Here is an 18,775-nt window from a genome sequence, read left to right on the forward strand (position 1 = left end):
GCTCGCGCGGAGGCTGTACGGCTACGCGTTCCTCGAGGACCTCGTTCTTCTGTACCCGGTGTACGCGGTGCTGTTCGCCGACGCCGGGCTCTCCCCCGCCGCGATCTCGTCGCTGTTCGTGATCTGGTCGGTCACGACGTTCGCGCTGGAGTTGCCGTCCGGTCTGTGGGCGGACGTGTTCTCGCGGCGCTTGCTGCTGGTGGCCTCTCCCCTGCTGGCGGGTGCGGGGTTCGGGCTGTGGGCGTTCTTTCCCTCGTATCCGGTGTTCGCGCTGGGGTTCGTGCTGTGGGGTGCGGGGTCGGCGCTGCGTTCGGGGACGATGCAGGCGCTGGTGTACGAGGAGCTGGAGCGGGTGGGGGCGCCGGACGCCTACGCGCGGCTGATCGGGCGTTCTGAGGCGGTGTCGCTGCTGGCGGTGGTGGTGGCGTCCGCGGTGGCGTCGCCGGTGCTGGCGGCGTGGGGGTACCGGGCGCTGGGTGCGGCGAGTGTGGCGGCTTGCGTGGGGTGTGCGGTGGCGGGGTGGTTCCTGCCGGAGTCCAGGGGCGGCGGCGAGGGCGCGGCGTCGCTGGGGTCGGTGGTGCGCCTGGGGTGGGCGCAGGTGCGGGGTGAGCCGGCGGTGCGGTGGGCGCTGGTCCTGGTGGTGGTGTTGGAGGGTGTGACGTCGCTGGATGAGTACGTGCCGCTGCTGGTGGGGTCGACGGGTGTGGCGGCGTCGGCGGTGCCGTTGCTGGTGTTGGTGGTGACGGTCGGTGACGCGGTGGGCGGTTGGTCGGCGGGGCGGGGTGTGCGGTGGCTGGCGCCGGTGCTGGGGGTGGGTGCGGTGTGTCTGGCGGTGGGGTGCCTGGGTGGCCGTCCGGGTGGGTTGGTGCTGGTGGCGGCTGCGTTCGGGGTGTTCCGGTGGGCGATGGCGGCGGCGGACGCGCGGTTGCAGGAGCGGGTGGGTGACGGTGCGCGGGCGACGGTGACGTCGGTGGCGGGGTTCGGGGCGGAGGTGGTGGCGGTGCTGGTTTACGCGGGGTATGCGGTGGGGTCGCGGTGGGCGGGGGCGGGGGTGCTGATGGGTGCGGCGGCGGTGCCGTACGCGGTGGTGGCGGTCGTGCTGGGGTTGGGGGCGTGGCGGGGCCGAGTACATCCGGAGGCGTAGGCGGCGGGTGGGCGCTACGCGAAATGCGCATGGCGGTTGAACGCTCTCGCCGGATTCGCGGGGGGCGGGTTCGGGCCGAGGATCGTGGGGTCGTTGCGGATCGATTCTTGGGGTGCTGATGGGTGCGGGCTCGCTTGAGCTGGCGCGGGTGCAGTTCGCGTTGACGGCCGGTACGCATTTCCTGTTCGTGGCGTTGACGCTGGGTTTGGCGACGCTGGTGGCGTTGACGCAGACGCGGGCGACGGTGTCGGGCAGTGCGGTGCATGCGCGGATGGTGCGTTTCTGGGGGCAGTTGTACGTCATCAACTATGCGGTGGGGATCGTCACCGGGTTGGTGATGGAGTTCCAGTTCGGGTTGAACTGGTCGGGGCTGTCGCGGGTGACGGGGAACGTGTTCGGTGCGCCGCTGGCGCTGGAGACGATCGTGGCGTTCTTCGTGGAGTCGACGTTCCTGGGGTTGTGGATCTTCGGGTGGGGCCGGTTGAACCGGTGGGTGCATCTGGCGTTGATCTGGGTGGTGACGTTGACGGCGTATCTGTCGGCGTATTTCGTGCTGGTGGCGAACGGGTGGCTGCAGCGTCCGGTGGGGTTCGTGATGGTGGACGGTGTGGCGCGGCTGGACGACGCGGGGGCGTTGCTGGCGAATCCGACGGCGGTGCTGGCGTTCTTCCATGTGCTGTTCGGGGGTCTGCTGACGGCGGGGTTCTTCATGGCGGGGGTGAGCGGGTTCCATCTGCTGCGGCGGACGGCGGAGGTGGAGTTCTTCCGGCGGTCGATGCGGATCGGGTTGCTGGCGGTGATGGTGTCGGTGATCCCGGTGGTGGTGTTCGGGGGGACGCAGTTCCGGTACGCGCAGCCGACGAAGCTGGGGGGTCGCAAGGCGGCGGCCGCGGTGGCGGACTTCACGGCGCGGTTCGGTCCGGACGACTACCGGGCGCCGGTGCTGGCGGGGGTCGGCGAGGCATTGATGATGACGATGTGGTTGTTGATGCTGCTGGTCGCGGTGGTGGCGTTCGTGAAGTTCCCGTTCGGGCGGTGGCTGGTGCGGGGGCGGGTGTTCCACGTGCTGATGATCGCGGCGGTGCCGCTGCCGTATGTGGCGATGGTGGCGGGGTGGGTGTTCCGTGAGGTGGGGCGGCAGCCGTGGATGGTGTACGGGGTGCTGAAGACGCGGGACGCGGTGTCGCCGGGTGTGGGGTCGGGGGCGGCGGCGGTGTCGTTCGCGGTGTTCTCGGTGCTGTTCGCGGGGTTGCTGGTGGTGAACGCGTGGCTGCTGGCGCGGTTCGCGCGGCGGGGGCCGGAGGGGGTGGGGCTGGGTGCCTCTCCCCCGGTGGAGCCGGCCGCGCCGGTGATGAGCCCGACGTTCTGACAGGAGCCTGGTGATGGATTTGCTCGCGGTGGTGTTGCTGGCGGTGTTCTCGGCCGGGTACCTGGTGCTGGCGGGTGCCGATGTCGGGGTGGGGATGCTGCTGCCGTGGCTGGGGCGGGACGGGCGGGAGCGGCGGTTGGTGATCGCGTCGTTCGCGCCGTTCTTCCTGGGCAACGAGGTGTGGCTGGTGGCGGCGGCGGGGCTGGTGGCGGGTGCGTTCCCGGGGCTGGAGCACGGGTTGGTGGAGGAGTTGTATCCGCTGTTCTCGGTGCTGCTGGTCGGGTGGGTCGTGCGGGACACGGGGTTGTGGCTGCGGGGCCGGGTGGACGCGGCGGCGTGGCGTGGTCTGTGGGACGGGGCGATCGTGGCGGGGAGTTGGGCGCTGGCGCTTTCGTGGGGGGCGGTGCTGGGGTCGGTTCTGGCCGGTGGCGGGCTGGGTGTGGGCAGCGTGCTGGGGTTGCCGCTGGCGTTGCTGTTCGCGTGGCATGGTGCGGGGTTCGCGCGGTGGCGGCTGCCGGTGGGGCTGGCGGAGCGCGCGGGGCGTGTTCCGTCCCGGTACGGGTTGTCGGCGCTGGTGCTGGCGGGGGCGCCGGTGGTGGCCGGGGTGCAGGTGGAGTGGTCGGAGGTCGTGGCCGAGGGTGCGGGGCTGACGATGACGGCGGTGGTGACGGTGGTGGTGCTTCCGTTGCTGCTGGCGTCGCAGGCGCTGGTGTGGTGGACGTTCCGGGGGCGGGTGGAGTCGCCCTCGTACCTGTAGGCGGTCGTGGTGAGGGGTGTGGAGCGGCGTCTGCTGGGGTTGGTTCCTCGGCGGGTGGTGGTGCTGGTGGGGGTGCTGGCGGCGGGGCAGGGTGTTCTGCTGGTGGTGCAGGCGGAGCTGCTGGTGCGGGCGGTGGCGGGTCTGGACGCGGGGCCGCTGCCGTGGCTTGCGGGGGCGGTGGCCGGGCGGGCGGTGCTCGCGTGGGTGTCGGGGTTGGTGGCGGGTGGGGCGGCGGCGCGGGTGAAGCGCGGTCTGCGGGGGGCGCTGCTGGGCCGGCCGGCGGGTGAGGCGGGGGCGCGGGTGACGTTGCTGACCCGGGGTTTGGACGGGGTGGATCCGTTCTTCACGGGTTATGTTCCGCAGCTGGTGGCGGCGTGCGTGGTGCCGGTGGTGGTGCTGGCGCGGTTGGCGGCGGTGGACTGGGCGTCGGCTCTGGTGGTGGCGGTGACGGTTCCTCTGGTGCCGGTGTTCGGTGCGCTGGTGGGGATGCGGACGGCGGAGCTGACGGGGCGGCAGTGGGGGCTGCTGCACCGGCTGGGCGGGCATTTCCGGGATGTGGTGGCGGGGCTGGGGACGTTGCGGGCGTTCGGGCGGGCCGGTCATCAGTCGGCGGTGGTGCGGGAGCTGGCGGGTGAGCATCGGCGGGCGAGTGTGCGGGCGTTGCGGGTGGCGTTCCTGTCGTCGCTGGTGCTGGAGCTGGTGTGTGCGCTGTCGGTGGCGTTGGTGGCGGTGCCGGTGGGGTTGCGGTTGCTGGGCGGGGAGATGGCGCTGGCGGCGGGGCTGCTGGTGCTGGTGTTGACGCCTGAGGTGTTCCTGCCGTTGCGGGCGTTGGGGCAGCGTTTCCATGCCAGTGCGGAGGGGGTGGCGGCGGCGCGGGAGGCGTTCGCGGTGCTGGACGCGCCGGCGGGTTCGCGGGGCGGTGGCGGGGTGGTGCCGGGTGAGGGGGCGCCGGAGATCGTGCTGGAGGAGGTGACGGTCCGGTATCCGGGGGCGGCGGGTGCGGCGTTGGACCGGGTGTCGTTGCGGGTGGGGCCGGGTGAGCGGGTGGCGGTGGTGGGGCCGTCGGGTGCGGGCAAGTCGACGCTGCTGCTGGTGCTGGCCGGGCTGGTGTCCCCTGATTCGGGGCGGGTGCTGGTGGACGGGGTGGATCTGTCGGATCTGGATGTGGGGGCGTGGCGGGCGCGTGTGGGGTGGGTGCCGCAGCGGCCGCACCTGTTCGCGGCGTCGGTGGCCGACAACGTCCGGTTGGGTGATCCGGGTGCCGGGGCGGGGCGTGTGGAGGAGGCGGCGCGGGCGGCGGCGATGGATTTCGTCGGGGAGCTGCCGGAGGGGTTGGAGACGGTGCTGGGTGAGGGGGGTGCGGGGTTGTCGGCGGGGCAGCGGCAGCGGTTGGCGATCGCGCGCGCGTACCTGTCGGGTGGGCCGGTGATGCTGTTGGACGAGCCGACGGCGCGGTTGGATCTGCACAGCGAGCGGGTGCTGGTGGAGGCGGCGGCGGGTTTGCTGGCGGGGCGGACGGCGGTGGTGGTGGCGCATCGTCCGGCGCTGCTTGGGGTGGTGGACCGGGTGGTGCGGTTGGAGGGCGGCCGGTTGTGCGGGCCTGCGGGCGGGCGGGCCGGGGCGCGGGCCGGGGAGGCGGCGTGAGGGGCGGGTCGGGGGTGTGGGGTGCGGTGCGTCCGCACGCGGTGCGGTTGGTGGCGGCGGGGTTGGCGGGCGCGGCGGCGGAGTTGTGCGGGCTGGGGTTGATCGCGTCGGCGGCGTGGTTGATCGCGCGGGCGTCGCAGGGGCCGGAGCTGGCGGTGCTGGCGGTGGCGATCGCGGCGGTGCGGGGGTTCGCGCTGGCGAAGGGGTCGCTGCGGTATGTGGAGCGGCTGGCGGGTCATGACGGGGCGCTTCGGGCGCTGGCGGAGTTGCGGGGGCGGGTGTTCGACGCGCTGGCGGCGGCGGGTCCGGGTGCGCGGCGGGTGCGTGACGGTGAGGTGTTGACGCGGATGGTGTCGGATGTGGACGCCGTCCAGGATCTTTTGCTGCGGTGCGTGCTGCCGGTGGCGGCGTCGGTGGTGTGCGGGGCCGCGGGGGTGGCGGTGTGCGCGCTGGTGGACGTGCGGTCGGCGGTGGTGCTTGCCGGGGGGCTGCTGGTGGCGGGTGTGGTGGTGCCGGCGGCGGCGTCGGTGGCCGGGGGGCGCGCGGCGGCGCGGATGGCGCGGGGGCGCGGGGTTCTGGCGGTGCGGGCGCTGGACGTGCTGGAGGGTGCGCGGGATCTGGCGGTGTTCGGCGCGGAGGGCCGGCTCGCGGAGCGGGCGCGGGAGGCGGCGCGGGAGCTGGAGCGGGCGGAGCGGTCGGCGGTGCGGGTGTCGGCGGCGGTGGCGGCGGCGGGTTTCGTGGTGCAGGGCGTGGCGGTCGCGGCGGTGTTGTGGGCGGGGTTGCGGGCGGGTGTGGACGAGGTGGGTGCGGCGGTGCTGGCGTTGACGGCGCTGGTGGCGGTGGAGTCGGTGCTGCCGTTGGCGGGTGCGGCGCAGCGGTTGCGGGAGGTGCTGCCGGCGGTTCGGCGGGTGGGTGCGGTGCTGGCCGCTCCCCCGGTGCGGGGTCCGGCGTGTCCGGTGGTGGTGCCGCGGGGGCCGCTGGAGGTGGAGCTGCTGGGTGTGCGGGTCTGCTACGGGGAGGGTGTGGCGCTGGACGGGGTGGATCTGCGGGTGGAGCGGGGGCGGCGGGTCGCGGTGGTGGGGGCGAGCGGCGCGGGCAAGAGCACGCTTCTGGCGGCGGTGGCCGGTGAGGTGCCGGTGGGGTCGGGTGCGGTGGTGCTGGGCGGGCGGGAGCTCGGCCGGTACGCGCCGGAGGACGTGCGGGGGGCGGTGCGGGGTCTGGCGCAGGACGCGCACGTGTTCGGGGCGTCGGTGCGGGCGAATCTGCTGCTGGCTCGTCCGGATGCCGGTGAGGCGGAGTTGTGGGCGGCGGCGGAGCGGGCGCGGTTCGCGGAGGTGGTGCGGGAGTTGCCGCAGGGGTGGGACACCGTGGTGGGGGCGGGTGGTCGGGGCCTGTCGGGCGGGCAGCGGCAGCGTTTGCTGCTGGCGCGGGCGCTGCTGGCCGATCCGCCGGTGCTGGTGCTGGACGAGCCGGCCGAGGGGCTGGATCCGGGGATGGCGGATGCGGTGGTGCGGGAGTTGCTGGAGGCGCCGGGCGGCGGGACGCTGCTGCTGGTGACGCATCGGCTGGCGGCGCTGGGCGCGGCCGACGAGGTGGTGGTGCTGGACCGGGGCCGGGTGGTGCAGCGGGGGCGGCACGAGGAGTTGGTGGGGGTGCCGGGCGCCTACCGCGACCTGTGGGAGGCCGAGGTGCTGGCCGGCCGGGCGGTGCCGTGCTGATCTCCGGGTTGGGCGGGGTCCCGGCCTGTTTCGGTGTGGCGGAGGGCGTGTGCGAGTGCGGCGACGGCGCCCGGGATGGCGGAGGCGGGGGCGGCCGCGTATCCGAGGACGAGGCCTGGGGGGTGGGGGCGCTGCGCGTGCCATGACAGGGGGTGGGTTTTGACGCCGAGTTCCAGTGCCGCGGCGGCGAGGTCGGTGTCGTGGAGGTCGCCGTGGGCGCGGCCGGGGAAGGTGATGGTGAGGTGGAGTCCGGCGGCGGCGCCGTGGACGGTCGCGGTGGGCAGGTGCTCGGCGATGGCCTGGATCATGGTGTCGCGGCGGCGGCGGTGGCGGCGCCGCAGCAGCCGCAGGGTGCGCTCCATCTCCCCCGAGTCCATGAGGCCGGCGAGGACGAGTTGGGGCAGTGCGGCGTTGCCGAGGTCGGCGAAGCGCTTCTCGGCGACGACGGCGTCCAGGTGGGAGGGCGGTGGGATGAGCCATCCGATCCGCAGGGCGGGCGCGAGGAGTTTGGAGACGCTGCCGGCGTAGAAGACGCGGTCGGTGAGCATGGAGCGCAGTGCGGGGACGGGGGGCCGGTCGTAGCGGTGCTCGGCGTCGTAGTCGTCCTCGATGACCAGGCCGCCGGCGGAGGCCCAGCGCATGAGGTCGCGGCGGCGGTCCGCGCCGAGGACGGCGCCGGTGGGGAACTGGTGGGCGGGGGTGAGCAGGACGGCGGGGGCGCCGGTGGCGTGGAGCCGGTCGACGCGGATTCCGGCGTCGTCGACGGGGACGGGCGGGGTTGCGGCTCCCCAGTGGGCCAGGTGCTGGCGGACGCCGAGGGAGCCGGGGTCTTCGACGGCGATCCGGTCGGTGCCTTCGCGGGTCAGGACGCGGGCGACGATGCCGAGGGCCTGGCTGGTGCCGGCGACGATGACGATGCCGGCGGGGTCGGCGCGGATGCCGCGGTTGCGGGCGAGCCAGGCGGCGACGGCGGTGCGCAGGGCGGGGGTGCCGCGCGGGTCGCCGTATCCGAGGGCGGCGGCGGGCAGGTCGCGCAGGACGGTGCGTTCGGTGCGCTGCCAGGCGGCGCGGGGGAACGCGGCGAGGTCGGGCAGGCCGGGTGACAGGTCGGTGCGGGCGGGTGTGTCGCGCAGGACGTCGAACAGGTCGGTGTCCTGCGGTGTGGGGAGCGGTGCGGCGGCCGGTGCCTGCGGTGTGGATGCGGGTGCGGGGGGCGGGCCGGTCGTGGGGCGGGTGGTGAGGGGCGCGGTCAGGGGCGTGGCGACGACGACGGTGCCGGCGCGGCCGCGTCCGGCGACGTGGCCCTCGTCGGCGAGGCGCTGGTAGGCCTCGGTGACCACGCCGCGGGAGACGCGCAGTTCGGCCGCCAGGACGCGGGTGGCGGGCAGGCGCGCTCCCACGGGCAGGCGGCCGTCGGCGACGGCGTCGCGGAGCCGCCCGGCGAGCCAGTCGGCCAGTCCCCCGGGCGGGGCGTCGGCGGCGTCGAGCTGGAGGAAGTCCGCCCCCCGCGTTATGGCCCGGTCGTATTCGCCGTGTTTGGACCTGTCCATCAGGCCATTGTGCGGCCACGGTGGGCGGATGGAAACCACGACGATGAACGGATCCGGCGGTTATGTCCACGGGTATTCGGGGCGGGAGGCGCGCCGGCTCGGCGACCAGGCCGACGCCCTCGCGGCGCTGCTGCACGACGGGACCGCCTACCCGCCGGGGAGCCGGGTGCTGGAGGCCGGCTGCGGCGTCGGCGCGCAGACGGTGCATCTGGTGTCGCGCTCCCCCGGCGTGCGCCTGACCGCCGTGGACCTGTCGCAGGCGTCCCTGGACCAGGCCCGCGCCGGCCTCGCCGCGGCCGTGCCCGCGGCGCGGGTGCTCTGGCGGCGCGCCGACCTGCGGGACCTGCCGTTCCCCGACGCGGCGTTCGACCACGTGTTCGTGTGCTTCGTGCTGGAGCACCTGCGCGATCCGTGCGCGGCGCTGGCGGGGCTGCGGCGGGTGCTGCGGCCCGGCGGGACCCTCACCGCGATCGAGGGCGACCACGGGTCGGCGTTCTTCCATCCCGACAGCGCCCACGCCCGCGCCGCGATCGCCCACCAGGTCGTCCTGCAGGCCGCGGCGGGCGGCGACGCCCACCTCGGGCGCAGGCTGGGGCCGCTGCTGGCCGAGGCCGGGTACGCGCGGGTCGGCGTCGAGCCCCGCACCGTCTACGCCGACGGGACCCGGCCCGCTCTGGCGCGCGCCTTCACCCGCGACACCTTCACCGCGATGGTCGAGTCCGTCCGCGACGAGGCCGTCGCCGCGGGGCTGGCCACCCCGGCCGACTTCGACCGCGGTGTCGCCGACCTGCGCCGCACCGCCGAGCCCGGCGGGACGTTCCACTACACGTTCTTCAAGGCCACGGCCGTCAACCCGCCGTGAGCCGCCGGCGGTCCCCGCTCAGGGCGCCCCCGGCGCGGCACGTCGCGTGCCGCTCGGGCCGCTCGGGCCGCTGGAGGGCCGTCACGCCGCTCCCGGGTCGATGAAGGAGTACGGCGGCCAGGGCCCGGTGACCTCGACCTCGATGCCCGGCAGCCGCTCGCGGGCCGCCCGCGTCACCGCCAGGAACCCCTCCACCTGCTCCTCGTCCAGCAGGTAGGCGGCGTTGAGGATCTGCTCGCCCTCCCGGCCCGACAGGCGCGGGTCCTGCGGCGGGTGGTGCCGGGACGCCGCGGCGTGGTCGGCGAGCTCGGCGTGCACCGAGTCGGCCTGCTCCCCCGCCAGGCGCCCCGCGTCGGCGCGGCGGCGCCGCCGCCGGGTGTGCCCCGCCCCGGCCTCGCCGGGGCCGGTGGGGGGCTCGGCGCCCGGCGCGAGTCCCCCACCGGGGTCCTGGTGGCTCCCGCCGTCGCCGCGCAGCAGCTCGGGGCTCGCGTAGGCCCGCACGCCCCACTCCGAGCGGCCGCTGATCAGGTCGAGGGCCTCGCGGAGCCGCTCGCCCTCGGCCGCCAGCACCGCGGCGACGCGCGCGTCGTCGCGGTAGATGGTCGCGATCCGCACCGGCGCGGTCGGCGCGGATCGCGCCGCCCGCTCCACCACGTCGTGGTGGGCGCGGGCGGTGGCCTCCAGCCACTGGAGGTCCTCCAGGTTGGCGCGCAGCGCCGCCTCCCCGTACTCCTCCAGCCGGACGGTGCTGACGAGCGCGGTCAGCCCGCCCGCGACCACGCCCCGCACCGGGGCGCCCGCCACCCCGGCCGCCCCGTCCAGCGCGGCCGGGTCCAGTCCCCACGCCACCCCGTACAGGTAGACGCCGGTCCCGGCGGCGCCCACGGCGCCGCCGGGCAGGCCGGCGGACCCGAGAGCGGTCATGGCGCGGGCTCCCTTCGGTCCGCCTCCCGCGGCCGGTGCACGGCCGCTCAGTTCCTCTCGGTGCGCCCGCGGGCGTAGCGGCGGGTGCGCCGGTAGCTCACCAGCTCGCCCTCCGCGTCGACCTCGGTGTCGTAGACCGCGAGGATGTCGTTGGAGTCGGGGATCCGGTGGGTCTCCACGACCTCCAGCGTGACGCGCCAGCCCTCCTCGGTGCGCTCCATCCCCACCACGCTCTCGGCGCTGCGGCCGGTCATCGCGGTGACGTGCTCCACCGCCATCCGGGCGGCCTTGGACGCGGACAACATCACCGGCCTCCTAACCGCCCGGCTGGTAGCCGCGGGCGCGGCCCTCGTTCAGCCGGTGGATCAGCTCCTCCTCGCGCGCGGCGGCCTCCTCCTCGGTGATCTCGCCCGCGGCCGCCTCGTCGGCGACCTGCTGCATCTCCGCGGCGATCCGCCCCGGGTCGTACAGCTGCGCCTCGGCCTGCTCGGTCAGGGTCTCGGCCAGCCACATCACGCCCTTGACGGGCGCGAGCGGCGCCGTGATCAGACCGGTGAAGAATCCCATCGTCCTTTACGCCTCCGGAACGAAGTCGTAGGGCGGCAGCGGCCCGATCAGCCGCAGCCGGATGCGCTCGCCGTGGGTCTCGCCCAGCTTGTCCACGGCCTCCTCGAACGCGGCGCGGCGGTCGGCGCGGACCAGGAACGAGGCGTCCAGGACGTCCTCCTCCCGTGCCGGGGTCTTGCGCGAGAACGCCTCCGCCGCCGAGGTGGCCCCGTCCAGCAGGACCTGCTCGTCGCTCTCGCGGAGCCGCTGCATCGACTGCGCGATCAGCTCGCCGAGCCGGACCCGGTCGTAGTAGACCGCGTCGGCGGCGTCGGCGGGGACCTCGCGCAGCCGCTGCGACAGCTCCGCGACCTCGGGGTCGTTCTGCATGATCTCCCGGAGCACCGCGTCCTCGACGTAGGTGGCCTTCAGGCGCAGCTCGACACGGCCCTCGAGCTGGTCCAGAACCTGTCCGAACCGCTCGGAGTTGTCGGCCAGCAGCTCCTTCTCCACCGCGCCGCGGTCGGCCAGCGCCGCCCCGAAGCGGAACGGCAGCACCACGGTGCCGGCGTCGACCAGGGAGTTCAGCACCCGCTGGTGCGCGACCAGGTCGGCGCGCTCGCCCAGCGGCCGGTCGGCCGGAAGGTCGCTGACCAGGGCGGCGCACGAGCCGCCGTCCTCGACCAGCGACACCGGCCGGTCGTCCAGCCCGGCCAGGTCCGGCGGGATCGCCGCGCCCGACCGGGTCACCCCGTACACGTACTGCGGGATCCGGTCCCCGGCCTCAGAGCCGCCGGGGGCTTGCGGCGTGGTCATTCTTCCTCGTCCTCCTTCTTGCGCGAAGAGCGGCGCCGCGCGGGCTGCTTGTCCTCGGAGTCATCGTCGTCGTCGGAGTCGCCGCCGAAGGTCTCCTTCAGCCGCTCCCCCGCACCCTCCAGCGCGCCGCGGGTCTTCTTCTTGGCGCCCGACTCCTGCATGCCGCCGACGAACTCCGGCAGGCCCTGCGAGGTGCCGTCGTGGGCGATGTCCAGGCGGTTCACCGCCTCGGCGAACCGCAGGTAGGTGTCGACACTGGCGACCACGATCCGCACGTCGATCGTGAGGATCTCGATTCCCACCAGCGAAACCCGTGCATACAAGTCGATGACCAGACCCTTCTCCAGGATCAGGTCGACGACGTCGGCAAGACCGCTGCCGGAGCCGCCGCGCTGCACGACATTGCTGCCCGAAGTCTGCTGGGCGACAGGCCCAGTCATGTGATCGCTCCTTCTCGGGTGGTACCCGTCCGGGGGTTGAGCATGGCCCGTTGTGTACCCGCTCTTGCCTCGCTAAACGGGCAATCTGGTTCCGGTCATCGGAGGGTCAAGTCCGCGGGCCTCCGCGGGTGAGGGCCCGGGCCGCCCGAGGGCGCGCGAGCGCCCCCGCGGAACGCGTTCCGCGGGGGCGCCGCCCGCCTTCGGCGAGGTTGACCCGGTGGGCCGGGGGCGAGTCAGCGTCTGCGGGCGGTCAGGCGCCCGACGACGATCCCGGCGACGGCCGCTCCCGCCACCGGCACCGCGCGCAGGAACCGGCCCAGCGTGACGAGCTTGGCCAGTCCCGCCACGCGGCCGGGCAGCGCGGCGACCTGGCCTCCGACCTGCGCCACTCCGGTCCCGGCGGTCTTCGCCGCTCCCTGCGCGGTGTCCTTGGCGCCCTTGGCGGTGCTCGTCGCACCGTCCTTGGCGGTGTCGGTCGCGCCCTTCGCGGTGTTCTTGGCTCCCGAGCCGGCGGACTCGGCGGTGCCGGCCGCCGCGCCCGCGGCCCGGCTGACGTTCTTGCTCGCTTGTCCGGCCCCGTTGCCCGGGACCGAGGGGGTCTCCATCTTCCGTCCTTCCATCAGGGGGATCTGCTTGCGCGCCGGTGTCCGGCCGCCGCGCGGCCGCACCCTCACCGGCGTGGAAAGCGTGCTGTTCGGCCTGTAAGCGGCCTACCCCACCCGGGCATTGCAAACATTTCGGGCATCCGGCTGGCGCGCCGGGACCGGCCGCGGCCACCCGCCCGGGCGGACGGTTGGAACCGTCGCTCCGGGTATGCGAAGGCCATGCCACCCGATGAGCCGCCGGGCGCGCCCGCCCCGCCGCCGCGCCCCGGCCCCGCCCGGCGCGCGGCCGAGCCGCTGGCCTGGTGGACGGCGCTGCTGGCGGTCTACCTGGCGCTGGTGTCGGCCATCTCCCCCACCGAGATCGCCGTCGGGTCGCTCGCCGCGGCCGCGTGCGCCGCCGCCGCGGTCGCCGCGCGCCGGGACCTGCTCACCGCCGGCCCCCGCCGCGGCCCGTCCGCGGGCGGGCGCGTCCGGCCCGCCCGGCTCCTGCCGCCCCTGGCGCGGCTGCCCGCCCAGATCCTCTCCGACACCGCCCGCATCACCCTGCGCGGCGCGTCCGGCGGGTACTGGGCGCCGCTGTCCGTGGCGCCCGGCCCCGCCGACCGCGGCACCGCGACGCTGCTGGTGTCGACCTCCCCCGGCACCTGGGTCGGCCGCGTCGACCCGGGCCGCGGGCTGCTGCGCGTGCACCGCCTGACCGGCCCGTCCCCGTTCGAGCGGAGCCTGCGCCGCGCCGGGCTCATCGACGCCCCCGGACCCTCCCGCACGCGCGGCGCCGCCCCGCCGCGCGGCGCCGCCCCGCCGCGCGGTGACGGCACGCACGAGGAGGGGCCGCCATGAAGGCCGACGCCCTCGGCACCGCCGTGCCCGCCCTGGCCCTCATCGCCGGCGCGCTGCTGCCGGCACTGCTGTCCACCCTGCGGGGACCGCCCGCCGGGCGGCTGGCCGGGCTGATCGCCACCGGCCCGCTGGCGGCCCTCGCGCTGGTGCTGCTGGCCGCCGCCTACCGGCGGCCCGCCTACCTCGACGTCGCCCTGGTGCTGGCGCTGCTGTCGTTCGCCGGGTCGCTGGTGTTCGCCCGCTTCCTCAGCCGGACCCTGTGAAAGGGGGCCCCGATGAGCCTGGACCTGCTCGCCGACGTACTGACCTGGGCCGGAGCCGCCGTCGCCGTCGCCGCCGGGCTGCGGCTGCCCCTCACCCGCGGAGCCGCCGCCCGCCTGCACGCCGCCGCGCCCGTCACGGTCCTGGCCGCGCCGCTGCTGATCGCCGGGCTGGCGCTGCGGCCCTGGTCGTCCTGGCACGACGTCGCCAAGCTCGCCGTCATCGCCGTCCTGCTCGCCGCGACCGGGCCCGCCACGGTCGCCACCGCCGGGCAGGCCGTCGAGCGCGCCGCCGGCCGAAGGGAGTGAACGCGCCGTGACACCCGCCCTCGCCCCCCTTGCAGCGCACACGGCCGCGCCCGTTTCCGGCGCGGGCGGCTCGGCGGCGCTGGACCCCTTGTCGGGGCCGCTCGCCGACGCCCTCATCGCCGCCGCGCTCGCACTGGCCGTGCTCATGGCCACCGCCGTCGTGCTGACCCGCGACACCGTCCGCCAGGCGATCGTACTGTCGGGCTACGGGATGGTCCTCGGCCTGCTGTTCCTCATCCTCCAGGCGCCCGACGTCGCCATGTCCCAGATCGGCGTCGGGACCGTCCTGCTGCCGCTCATGGTCGTGCTGGCCCTGCACGCCACCCGCCGCCACCGCGACACCGGCGACGGGCCGCCCGCCCCCGCCAAGGACGGCGCCCGACGCGCACAGGACGGTCCAGGCGGGCCCGGGCGCGGCGGGCGGGAGGCGCCCCGGTGAGGCCCCGCACCCGCGTCCCGCTGTTCGCCGCCGGCGCCGCCGGGACCGCCGCCCTGTTCACCGCCGGGGCGCTCGGCCTGCCCACGTTCGGCGGATCCCTGCACCCCTACGCCGACCGCGCCGTCCACCAGGCCGTGCGGCGCGGCACCCCCAACGCCGTCTCCTCCGTCAACTTCGACCAGCGCGCCTTCGACACCCTCGGCGAGGAGCTCATCCTGCTGTCGGCGGCGGTCGCCGCCGTGGCGCTGCTGCGCGTCGTGCGCACCGAGGAGGAGCGCGACGGCGCCGCCCTGCGGCACGGCCCCGCCGAGGTGTCCGACGCGCTGCGCGTCGTCGGGGCCCTCCTGCTGCCCCTCACCCTGCTCACCGGCGCCTACATCGTCGCGCACGGCGCCCAGTCCCCCGGCGGCGGCTTCCAGGGCGGCGTCGTCCTCGGCACCGCGATCCACCTGCTCTACCTGGCCGGCGACTACCCCGCCCTGCAGCGGCTGCGGCCCATCCCGGTGTTCGAGTCCGCCGAGGCCGTCGCCGCCGCCGCGTTCGCCCTGCTCGCCCTGGCCGCCGCCGGCGCCCCGCCCGGCGACCGGATCCCCGCCCTCAACACCGCCGTCGGGATCGAGGTCGGCTGCGCCATGGTCCTGCTGCTCGGCCGCTTCTTCGAACAGGCGCTCCTGGTCCGCGAGCCCCGCGCGGCCGGCGACCCGAGGGAGCCCTCGTGAGCGCCGCCCCCTACCTCGCCGCCGGATGGATCATCCTCGTCGGCATCTACGGCATCGTCACCAGCCGCGACCTCGTGCACGCCGTGGTCTGCCTGTCGGTCACCCAGTCCGGCACCTACGTGCTGCTGCTGGCCATCGGCTACCGGTCCGGCGCCACCGCCCCGGTGTTCTCCGACCGGCCGCCGCCCCCCGCCGGCGGGCCCGTCACCGACCCCGTCGTGCAGGCCATGGCCCTCACCGACATCGTCGTCGGCGCCACCGTCACCGCCCTGCTGCTCGCCCTGGCCGTCCAGGTCGCCAAGCGGCGCGGCACCCTGGACCCCGGCGCCCTGCGCTCCCTCGAGAAGTGATCCTCCAGGCCACCGTCGCGCTGCCCGTCCTGGTCGCCGCCCTGCTCGCCGCCGCCGGACGGTGGCTGCCGCGCCCGGCCGTCGACACCGCCGCCCTGGCCACCGCCGCCGCCGTCACCGCCCTGACCGCGCTCACCCTCGCCCGCGCGCCCCGCCGCCCCCAGGTCACCTGGCTCGGCGGCTGGGGCCCGGGCACCGGCGTCGGGATCCCCCTGGCCGCCGACCCCCTCGCCGCCGCGCTCGCCCTCCTCGCCGCCGTCCTCACCCTGGCCGCGCTGGCGTTCTCCTGGCGGTACTTCACCGAGATCCAGGCGATCTTCCACGCCCTCATCCTGGTGTTCCTGGCCTCCATGTGCGCGTTCGTCTACACCGGCGACCTGTTCGACGCCTTCGTGTTCTTCGAGCTCATGAGCGTCGTCGCGTTCGCGCTCACCGGCTACCGCTCCGAGGAGCCCTCCACCGTCCACGGCGCCCTCAACTTCGGCATCGTCCAGTCCCTGGGCGCCTACCTCACCCTCGCCGGCATCGCCCTGGTCTACGGCCGCACCGGGCAGCTCGGCCTGGCCGCCATCGGAGTCCACCTCGCCGGCCGCCCGGGCGCCCTGGTCACCGCCGCGTTCGTGCTCATCTGCACCGGCTACCTGGTCAAGGCCGCCGCCGTCCCCTTCCACTTCTGGCTCGCCGACGCCCACGCCGTCGCCCCCACCCCCGTCTGCGTCCTGTTCTCCGGAGCCATGGTCGAACTCGGCGTGTACGGGGTCGCGCGGACCTACTGGGCCGTGTTCGCCGGGCTCGTCCCGCTGCGCGCCGTCGCCGTCCTCGGCGCCGCCGCCGCGCTGCTCGGCGCCGCCATGTGCGTCCTGCAGCACCACATCAAGCGGCTGCTGGCCTACTCCACCATCAGCCACGCCGGGCTGCTGCTGATCGGCGTCGCCGCCGGTACGCCCGGCGCGCTGTCGGGCACCGCCTACTACCTGGCCGGGCACGCCGGGGTGAAGGGCGCGCTGTTCCTGGCCGCCGGGGCGCTGCTCAACCGGCACCGCAGCGTCGACGCCCGCGACCTGCGCGGACGGGGCCGCGGCATGCCGATCACCGGCGCCGTCTTCCTCGTCGGCGCGCTGTGCCTGGCCGGGCTCCCCCCGTCCGGGCTGTTCGCCGGGCACTCGGTCACCGAGCACGCCGTCCTGGAGCGCGGCTGGTGGTGGTTCACGCCCCTGTCCATCGCCGCGTCCGCCGTCACCGCCGGCGCCGTCCTGCGGGTGTGGCTCGTGGTGTGGCGCGGCAGGTCCCTGCCCGGCGAGCCCGGCGCCGGGGCGGGCGCCGGCGCGCGAGGGGAGCGCGAGGGGCCCGAGACGCCCTTCACCCTCCGCTCCATCCCCTGGATCATGGTGGCCCCCGCCGTCGCGCTGCTGGCCGCGGGGCTGGCGACCGGGCTGCTGCCGGGCGGCCCCGTCGCCGACGCCGCCGCGGTGTTCGCCGACCGCGGCGCCTACGCCGCCCTCGTCCTGGACGGCAGGATCACCCACCCGCACACGCCGCCCGCCGAGCCCTGGACTGCCGCCGGCCTGGCCGGCGCGGCGGTCACACTGCTGCTCGCCCTGGCCGTCGCCGCCGGCGGCGTCCGCCGCACCGCCCCGACCCGCGCGGCCGCCCCGGCCCGTGCGACGGCCCCGGCCGCCGCGCGCGCCGCCCTGGGACGGGCGGCCCTGCGACGCGCCACCGGCGCCGCCACCCGCCGCCTGCACGACCTGCACTCGGGCGACGTCAGCGACTACGCCGCCTGGCTCACCGCGGGCGTCGCCGTCCTGGCCCTGCTCACCGCACGCTTCTGACACCCGCCACCCGGACCCGGACCCAGCGGCGCCGTCAGATGCTCCAGAGGCGGCGCTTGCGGTAGCGGGGCTCCCACGTCACCCGGTTCAGCTCCCGCAGCGGCTTGGGCAGCGCCGTCAGGAACCGGCTGCGCTCCACCGGCCCGATTCCGTCCACCACCCACGGGACGAACAGCGGCGTGCCCGCCTCGCAGCGGCCCCGGGCCTCGGCCGCCAGCGCCACCCACTCCGCCTCGGCCAGCACCGACCGCGCCAGCGGCAGCGCGCTCGCCTCCTCGTGCCGCAGGTGCCGCTCCAGCGCCTCACTCAGCTCGCGCACCGCGGCGCGCAGGTCGCCGCCCGCGCCCGCATCGCCCGCGCCCGTGTCGCCCATGGCCGCGTCGACCCGGGCGATCAGCGGAGCCAGGCGCGCGTGGTCGGAGCGCAGCTCCTCCAGCACCGCCCGCTCCGCGCGGTGCCCCCGCACCGCGCGCTCCACCCGCGGCCACAGCCACCCGTCCTCCAGCTCCTGGTGCAGCCGGATCTGCTCCTTGAGGTTCTCCCAGCCCGCGCGCACGTGCGACGCCTGCCCCTTGCCCGCCGCCGCGGCCGCCGCGAGCCGGTCCAGATCCCGGCGGAACGCGTGGTGGGCGGCGTACAGGAGGGTGTGCCAGGCCGTGTCGCGCGGCTGGACCGCGAAGGTCTCCATACCCATATGAGGCCTCAGACGGCCCCCGATGTGACGCGCCAGGCCCCGCGAGAGGCGCACATCACACCCCGCCCGAGCCCGCAACGCCCGCGCGGCCCCGCAGCGTCACGACCCGCCCGCGGCGAGCAGGTCCAGCGCCGCGCGGGTGAACGCGCGGACCCGGGCCGTCTCGGCCCCCGCACGCCACGCCAGGCCCCACTCCAGCGGCTCCCCGTCGTCGATCGGGACGTAGGCGACGTCGGGCCGCGCGTGGTAGCGGCGGGTGTGCGCGCCCACGCACACCACCCCCTCGCCCGCGCCCACGAGCGTGAGCAGCTCCGCCGTCGTCGCCCCGGGATCGGCGGACAGCACGTTCACCCGCGCCAGGTCCGCCCGCGGCACCGACGCGCGCCGCGCGAACGGGTGCCCGGACGGGACGGCCAGCATCCGCGCCTCCCGCACCAGCACCGGCCCCGCCGCCACCCCCGGGCAATCGAGCGGTAGCACCGCCAGGCACACCTCGGCCTCGCCGTCGCGCAGCCACGAGGCGATCTGCCCGGGCCGCGCCTCCCGCAGCACCACCCGGCAGCCCGGCTCGCGCGACCGCAGGAGCCTGGCCGCGCCCGCCAGCAGCTGACCCGCCGCGGCGTCGGTGAACGCGGCCGTCAGCGTCCCGGTAACACCCCGGCCCTCCTGCACGGCCCGCTCCATCGCCGCGCCGATCCGCTCCCACGCCGGGCCGAGCTCGCCGGCCAGCCGCCGTCCCGCCGGGGTCGGCTCCACGCGCCGGGACGTCCGGTCGAACAGCCGCGTCCCGACACGGCGCTCCAGGCCCCGGATCGTCTGGCTGACCCGCGCCGTCGACACGCCGAGGCGCCGGGCCGTCCGGCCGAAGTGCAGCTCCTGCGACAGCACCAGGAACGCCTCGATCTCATGCCGCTCCAGCACCCCGCGACCCCCGATCGTTAAGCGTGGTTACACGAT

Annotated in this window: 22 protein-coding genes; 13 read left to right on the forward strand and 9 right to left on the reverse strand. The window is 76.0% G+C overall.

Annotated elements, in window-relative coordinates:
- Positions 1 to 58 precede the first annotated feature (58 nt).
- The 5 genes from FKD65_RS01205 to cydC all read left to right on the forward strand — a co-directional run bounded on the left by FKD65_RS01205 (position 59) and on the right by cydC (position 6,632).
- Positions 59 to 1,144 (forward strand): MFS transporter, encoded by a 1,086-nt coding sequence (locus tag FKD65_RS01205; RefSeq protein WP_141575393.1) that lies wholly within the window; start codon positions 59 to 61, stop codon positions 1,142 to 1,144.
- Positions 1,145 to 1,262: 118 nt separating this feature from the next.
- Positions 1,263 to 2,513 (forward strand): cytochrome ubiquinol oxidase subunit I, encoded by a 1,251-nt coding sequence (locus FKD65_RS01210; protein WP_141586231.1) that lies wholly within the window; start codon positions 1,263 to 1,265, stop codon positions 2,511 to 2,513.
- A 13-nt stretch (positions 2,514 to 2,526) separates the two neighbouring features.
- Entirely contained in the window at positions 2,527 to 3,270 is a 744-nt protein-coding gene (locus FKD65_RS01215) for a cytochrome d ubiquinol oxidase subunit II (RefSeq protein WP_141575395.1), read from the forward strand.
- An 18-nt stretch (positions 3,271 to 3,288) separates the two neighbouring features.
- Positions 3,289 to 4,914, forward strand: a complete 1,626-nt coding sequence (gene cydD / locus FKD65_RS01220) for a thiol reductant ABC exporter subunit CydD (RefSeq protein WP_240809923.1) — start codon at positions 3,289 to 3,291, stop codon at positions 4,912 to 4,914.
- Positions 4,911 to 6,632: a thiol reductant ABC exporter subunit CydC gene (gene cydC, locus FKD65_RS01225; RefSeq protein ID WP_240809924.1), complete on the forward strand. Its 1,722-nt coding sequence runs from the start codon at positions 4,911 to 4,913 to the stop codon at positions 6,630 to 6,632. The genes cydD and cydC overlap by 4 nt, the downstream gene beginning before the upstream one ends.
- Here the strand turns inward: cydC and FKD65_RS01230 are convergent.
- Positions 6,578 to 8,182: a PLP-dependent aminotransferase family protein gene (locus FKD65_RS01230; protein ID WP_141575399.1), complete on the reverse strand. Its 1,605-nt coding sequence runs from the start codon at positions 8,180 to 8,182 to the stop codon at positions 6,578 to 6,580. The two genes, cydC and FKD65_RS01230, sit on opposite strands and share 55 nt — an antisense overlap.
- Positions 8,183 to 8,210: 28 nt before the next feature.
- Between FKD65_RS01230 and FKD65_RS01235 the strand changes: the two genes are divergently transcribed.
- Entirely contained in the window at positions 8,211 to 9,044 is an 834-nt protein-coding gene (locus FKD65_RS01235; RefSeq protein ID WP_205718504.1) for a methyltransferase domain-containing protein, read from the forward strand.
- Positions 9,045 to 9,125: 81 nt separating this feature from the next.
- Here the strand turns inward: FKD65_RS01235 and FKD65_RS01240 are convergent, their stop codons facing one another.
- From FKD65_RS01240 to FKD65_RS01265, 6 genes are all read right to left on the reverse strand, one after another.
- Positions 9,126 to 9,968: a GvpL/GvpF family gas vesicle protein gene (locus FKD65_RS01240; protein ID WP_141575402.1), complete on the reverse strand. Its 843-nt coding sequence runs from the start codon at positions 9,966 to 9,968 to the stop codon at positions 9,126 to 9,128.
- Between the two features lie 47 nt (positions 9,969 to 10,015).
- On the reverse strand, positions 10,016 to 10,273 hold the full coding sequence (gene gvpO, locus FKD65_RS01245) for a gas vesicle protein GvpO (RefSeq protein WP_141575404.1): 258 nt from the start codon (positions 10,271 to 10,273) through the stop codon (positions 10,016 to 10,018).
- A 10-nt stretch (positions 10,274 to 10,283) separates the two neighbouring features.
- Positions 10,284 to 10,535: a gas vesicle protein GvpG gene (locus tag FKD65_RS01250; RefSeq protein WP_141575406.1), complete on the reverse strand. Its 252-nt coding sequence runs from the start codon at positions 10,533 to 10,535 to the stop codon at positions 10,284 to 10,286.
- A 6-nt stretch (positions 10,536 to 10,541) separates the two neighbouring features.
- A complete protein-coding gene (locus tag FKD65_RS01255; protein ID WP_141575409.1) occupies positions 10,542 to 11,330 on the reverse strand; it encodes a GvpL/GvpF family gas vesicle protein in 789 nt (262 codons plus the stop codon).
- Positions 11,327 to 11,770, reverse strand: a complete 444-nt coding sequence (gvpJ, locus tag FKD65_RS01260) for a gas vesicle protein GvpJ (protein ID WP_141575411.1) — start codon at positions 11,768 to 11,770, stop codon at positions 11,327 to 11,329. The genes FKD65_RS01255 and gvpJ overlap by 4 nt, the downstream gene beginning before the upstream one ends.
- Positions 11,771 to 12,003: 233 nt before the next feature.
- Positions 12,004 to 12,375 carry a hypothetical protein gene (locus tag FKD65_RS01265; RefSeq protein ID WP_141575414.1) on the reverse strand — a complete coding sequence of 124 codons (372 nt, stop codon included), beginning with the start codon at positions 12,373 to 12,375 and terminating at the stop codon, positions 12,004 to 12,006.
- A gap of 219 nt (positions 12,376 to 12,594) precedes the next feature.
- Between FKD65_RS01265 and FKD65_RS01270 the strand changes: the two genes are divergently transcribed.
- From FKD65_RS01270 to FKD65_RS01300, 7 genes are read left to right on the forward strand one after another with little or no spacing between them, the layout of a single operon-like run.
- On the forward strand, positions 12,595 to 13,215 hold the full coding sequence (locus FKD65_RS01270) for a hypothetical protein (protein WP_141575416.1): 621 nt from the start codon (positions 12,595 to 12,597) through the stop codon (positions 13,213 to 13,215).
- Positions 13,212 to 13,478, forward strand: coding sequence for a monovalent cation/H+ antiporter complex subunit F (locus tag FKD65_RS01275; RefSeq protein ID WP_141575418.1), 267 nt, complete (start codon positions 13,212 to 13,214; stop codon positions 13,476 to 13,478). The genes FKD65_RS01270 and FKD65_RS01275 overlap by 4 nt, the downstream gene beginning before the upstream one ends.
- Positions 13,479 to 13,490: 12 nt before the next feature.
- Positions 13,491 to 13,784, forward strand: coding sequence for a monovalent cation/H(+) antiporter subunit G (locus FKD65_RS01280; protein ID WP_141575420.1), 294 nt, complete (start codon positions 13,491 to 13,493; stop codon positions 13,782 to 13,784).
- 7 nt (positions 13,785 to 13,791) lie between these two features.
- Positions 13,792 to 14,223, forward strand: coding sequence for a DUF4040 domain-containing protein (locus tag FKD65_RS01285; protein WP_240809925.1), 432 nt, complete (start codon positions 13,792 to 13,794; stop codon positions 14,221 to 14,223).
- A complete protein-coding gene (locus FKD65_RS46140) occupies positions 14,220 to 14,942 on the forward strand; it encodes an MnhB domain-containing protein (protein WP_141575422.1) in 723 nt (240 codons plus the stop codon). Before FKD65_RS01285 ends, FKD65_RS46140 begins: the two co-directional genes overlap by 4 nt.
- The gene (locus FKD65_RS01295) at positions 14,939 to 15,292 is read left to right on the forward strand and encodes a sodium:proton antiporter (RefSeq protein WP_141575424.1); all 354 of its coding nucleotides are present in this window, start codon (positions 14,939 to 14,941) and stop codon (positions 15,290 to 15,292) included. The genes FKD65_RS46140 and FKD65_RS01295 overlap by 4 nt, the downstream gene beginning before the upstream one ends.
- Positions 15,289 to 17,124: a complex I subunit 5 family protein gene (locus tag FKD65_RS01300; protein ID WP_205718505.1), complete on the forward strand. Its 1,836-nt coding sequence runs from the start codon at positions 15,289 to 15,291 to the stop codon at positions 17,122 to 17,124. Before FKD65_RS01295 ends, FKD65_RS01300 begins: the two co-directional genes overlap by 4 nt.
- A 34-nt stretch (positions 17,125 to 17,158) precedes the next feature.
- Here FKD65_RS01300 and FKD65_RS01305 read toward each other — a convergent pair whose 3' ends face one another.
- Together FKD65_RS01305 and FKD65_RS01310 are read right to left on the reverse strand one after the other, a co-directional pair.
- A complete protein-coding gene (locus FKD65_RS01305) occupies positions 17,159 to 17,812 on the reverse strand; it encodes a hemerythrin domain-containing protein (RefSeq protein WP_168220903.1) in 654 nt (217 codons plus the stop codon).
- 105 nt (positions 17,813 to 17,917) lie between these two features.
- Positions 17,918 to 18,739 carry a LysR family transcriptional regulator gene (locus tag FKD65_RS01310; protein WP_141575429.1) on the reverse strand — a complete coding sequence of 274 codons (822 nt, stop codon included), beginning with the start codon at positions 18,737 to 18,739 and terminating at the stop codon, positions 17,918 to 17,920.
- Positions 18,740 to 18,775 lie beyond the last annotated feature (36 nt).

This window comes from Actinomadura sp. WMMA1423, assembly GCF_006547145.1.
Taxonomy (GTDB): Bacteria; Actinomycetota; Actinomycetes; order Streptosporangiales; family Streptosporangiaceae; genus Spirillospora.

Coding starts and splice junctions, on each gene's coding strand:
- FKD65_RS01210 (WP_141586231.1), top strand. CDS start 1,263: ATGGGTGCGGGCTCGCTTGAGCTGGCGCGGGTGCAGTTCGCGTTGACG.
- FKD65_RS01215 (WP_141575395.1), top strand. CDS start 2,527: ATGGATTTGCTCGCGGTGGTGTTGCTGGCGGTGTTCTCGGCCGGGTAC.
- FKD65_RS01230 (WP_141575399.1), bottom strand. CDS start 8,182: ATGGACAGGTCCAAACACGGCGAATACGACCGGGCCATAACGCGGGGG.
- FKD65_RS01235 (WP_205718504.1), top strand. CDS start 8,211: ATGGAAACCACGACGATGAACGGATCCGGCGGTTATGTCCACGGGTAT.
- FKD65_RS01240 (WP_141575402.1), bottom strand. CDS start 9,968: ATGACCGCTCTCGGGTCCGCCGGCCTGCCCGGCGGCGCCGTGGGCGCC.
- gvpO (WP_141575404.1), bottom strand. CDS start 10,273: ATGTTGTCCGCGTCCAAGGCCGCCCGGATGGCGGTGGAGCACGTCACC.
- FKD65_RS01250 (WP_141575406.1), bottom strand. CDS start 10,535: ATGGGATTCTTCACCGGTCTGATCACGGCGCCGCTCGCGCCCGTCAAG.
- FKD65_RS01255 (WP_141575409.1), bottom strand. CDS start 11,330: ATGACCACGCCGCAAGCCCCCGGCGGCTCTGAGGCCGGGGACCGGATC.
- gvpJ (WP_141575411.1), bottom strand. CDS start 11,770: ATGACTGGGCCTGTCGCCCAGCAGACTTCGGGCAGCAATGTCGTGCAG.
- FKD65_RS01265 (WP_141575414.1), bottom strand. CDS start 12,375: ATGGAGACCCCCTCGGTCCCGGGCAACGGGGCCGGACAAGCGAGCAAG.
- FKD65_RS01270 (WP_141575416.1), top strand. CDS start 12,595: ATGCCACCCGATGAGCCGCCGGGCGCGCCCGCCCCGCCGCCGCGCCCC.
- FKD65_RS01275 (WP_141575418.1), top strand. CDS start 13,212: ATGAAGGCCGACGCCCTCGGCACCGCCGTGCCCGCCCTGGCCCTCATC.
- FKD65_RS01280 (WP_141575420.1), top strand. CDS start 13,491: ATGAGCCTGGACCTGCTCGCCGACGTACTGACCTGGGCCGGAGCCGCC.
- FKD65_RS01305 (WP_168220903.1), bottom strand. CDS start 17,812: ATGGAGACCTTCGCGGTCCAGCCGCGCGACACGGCCTGGCACACCCTC.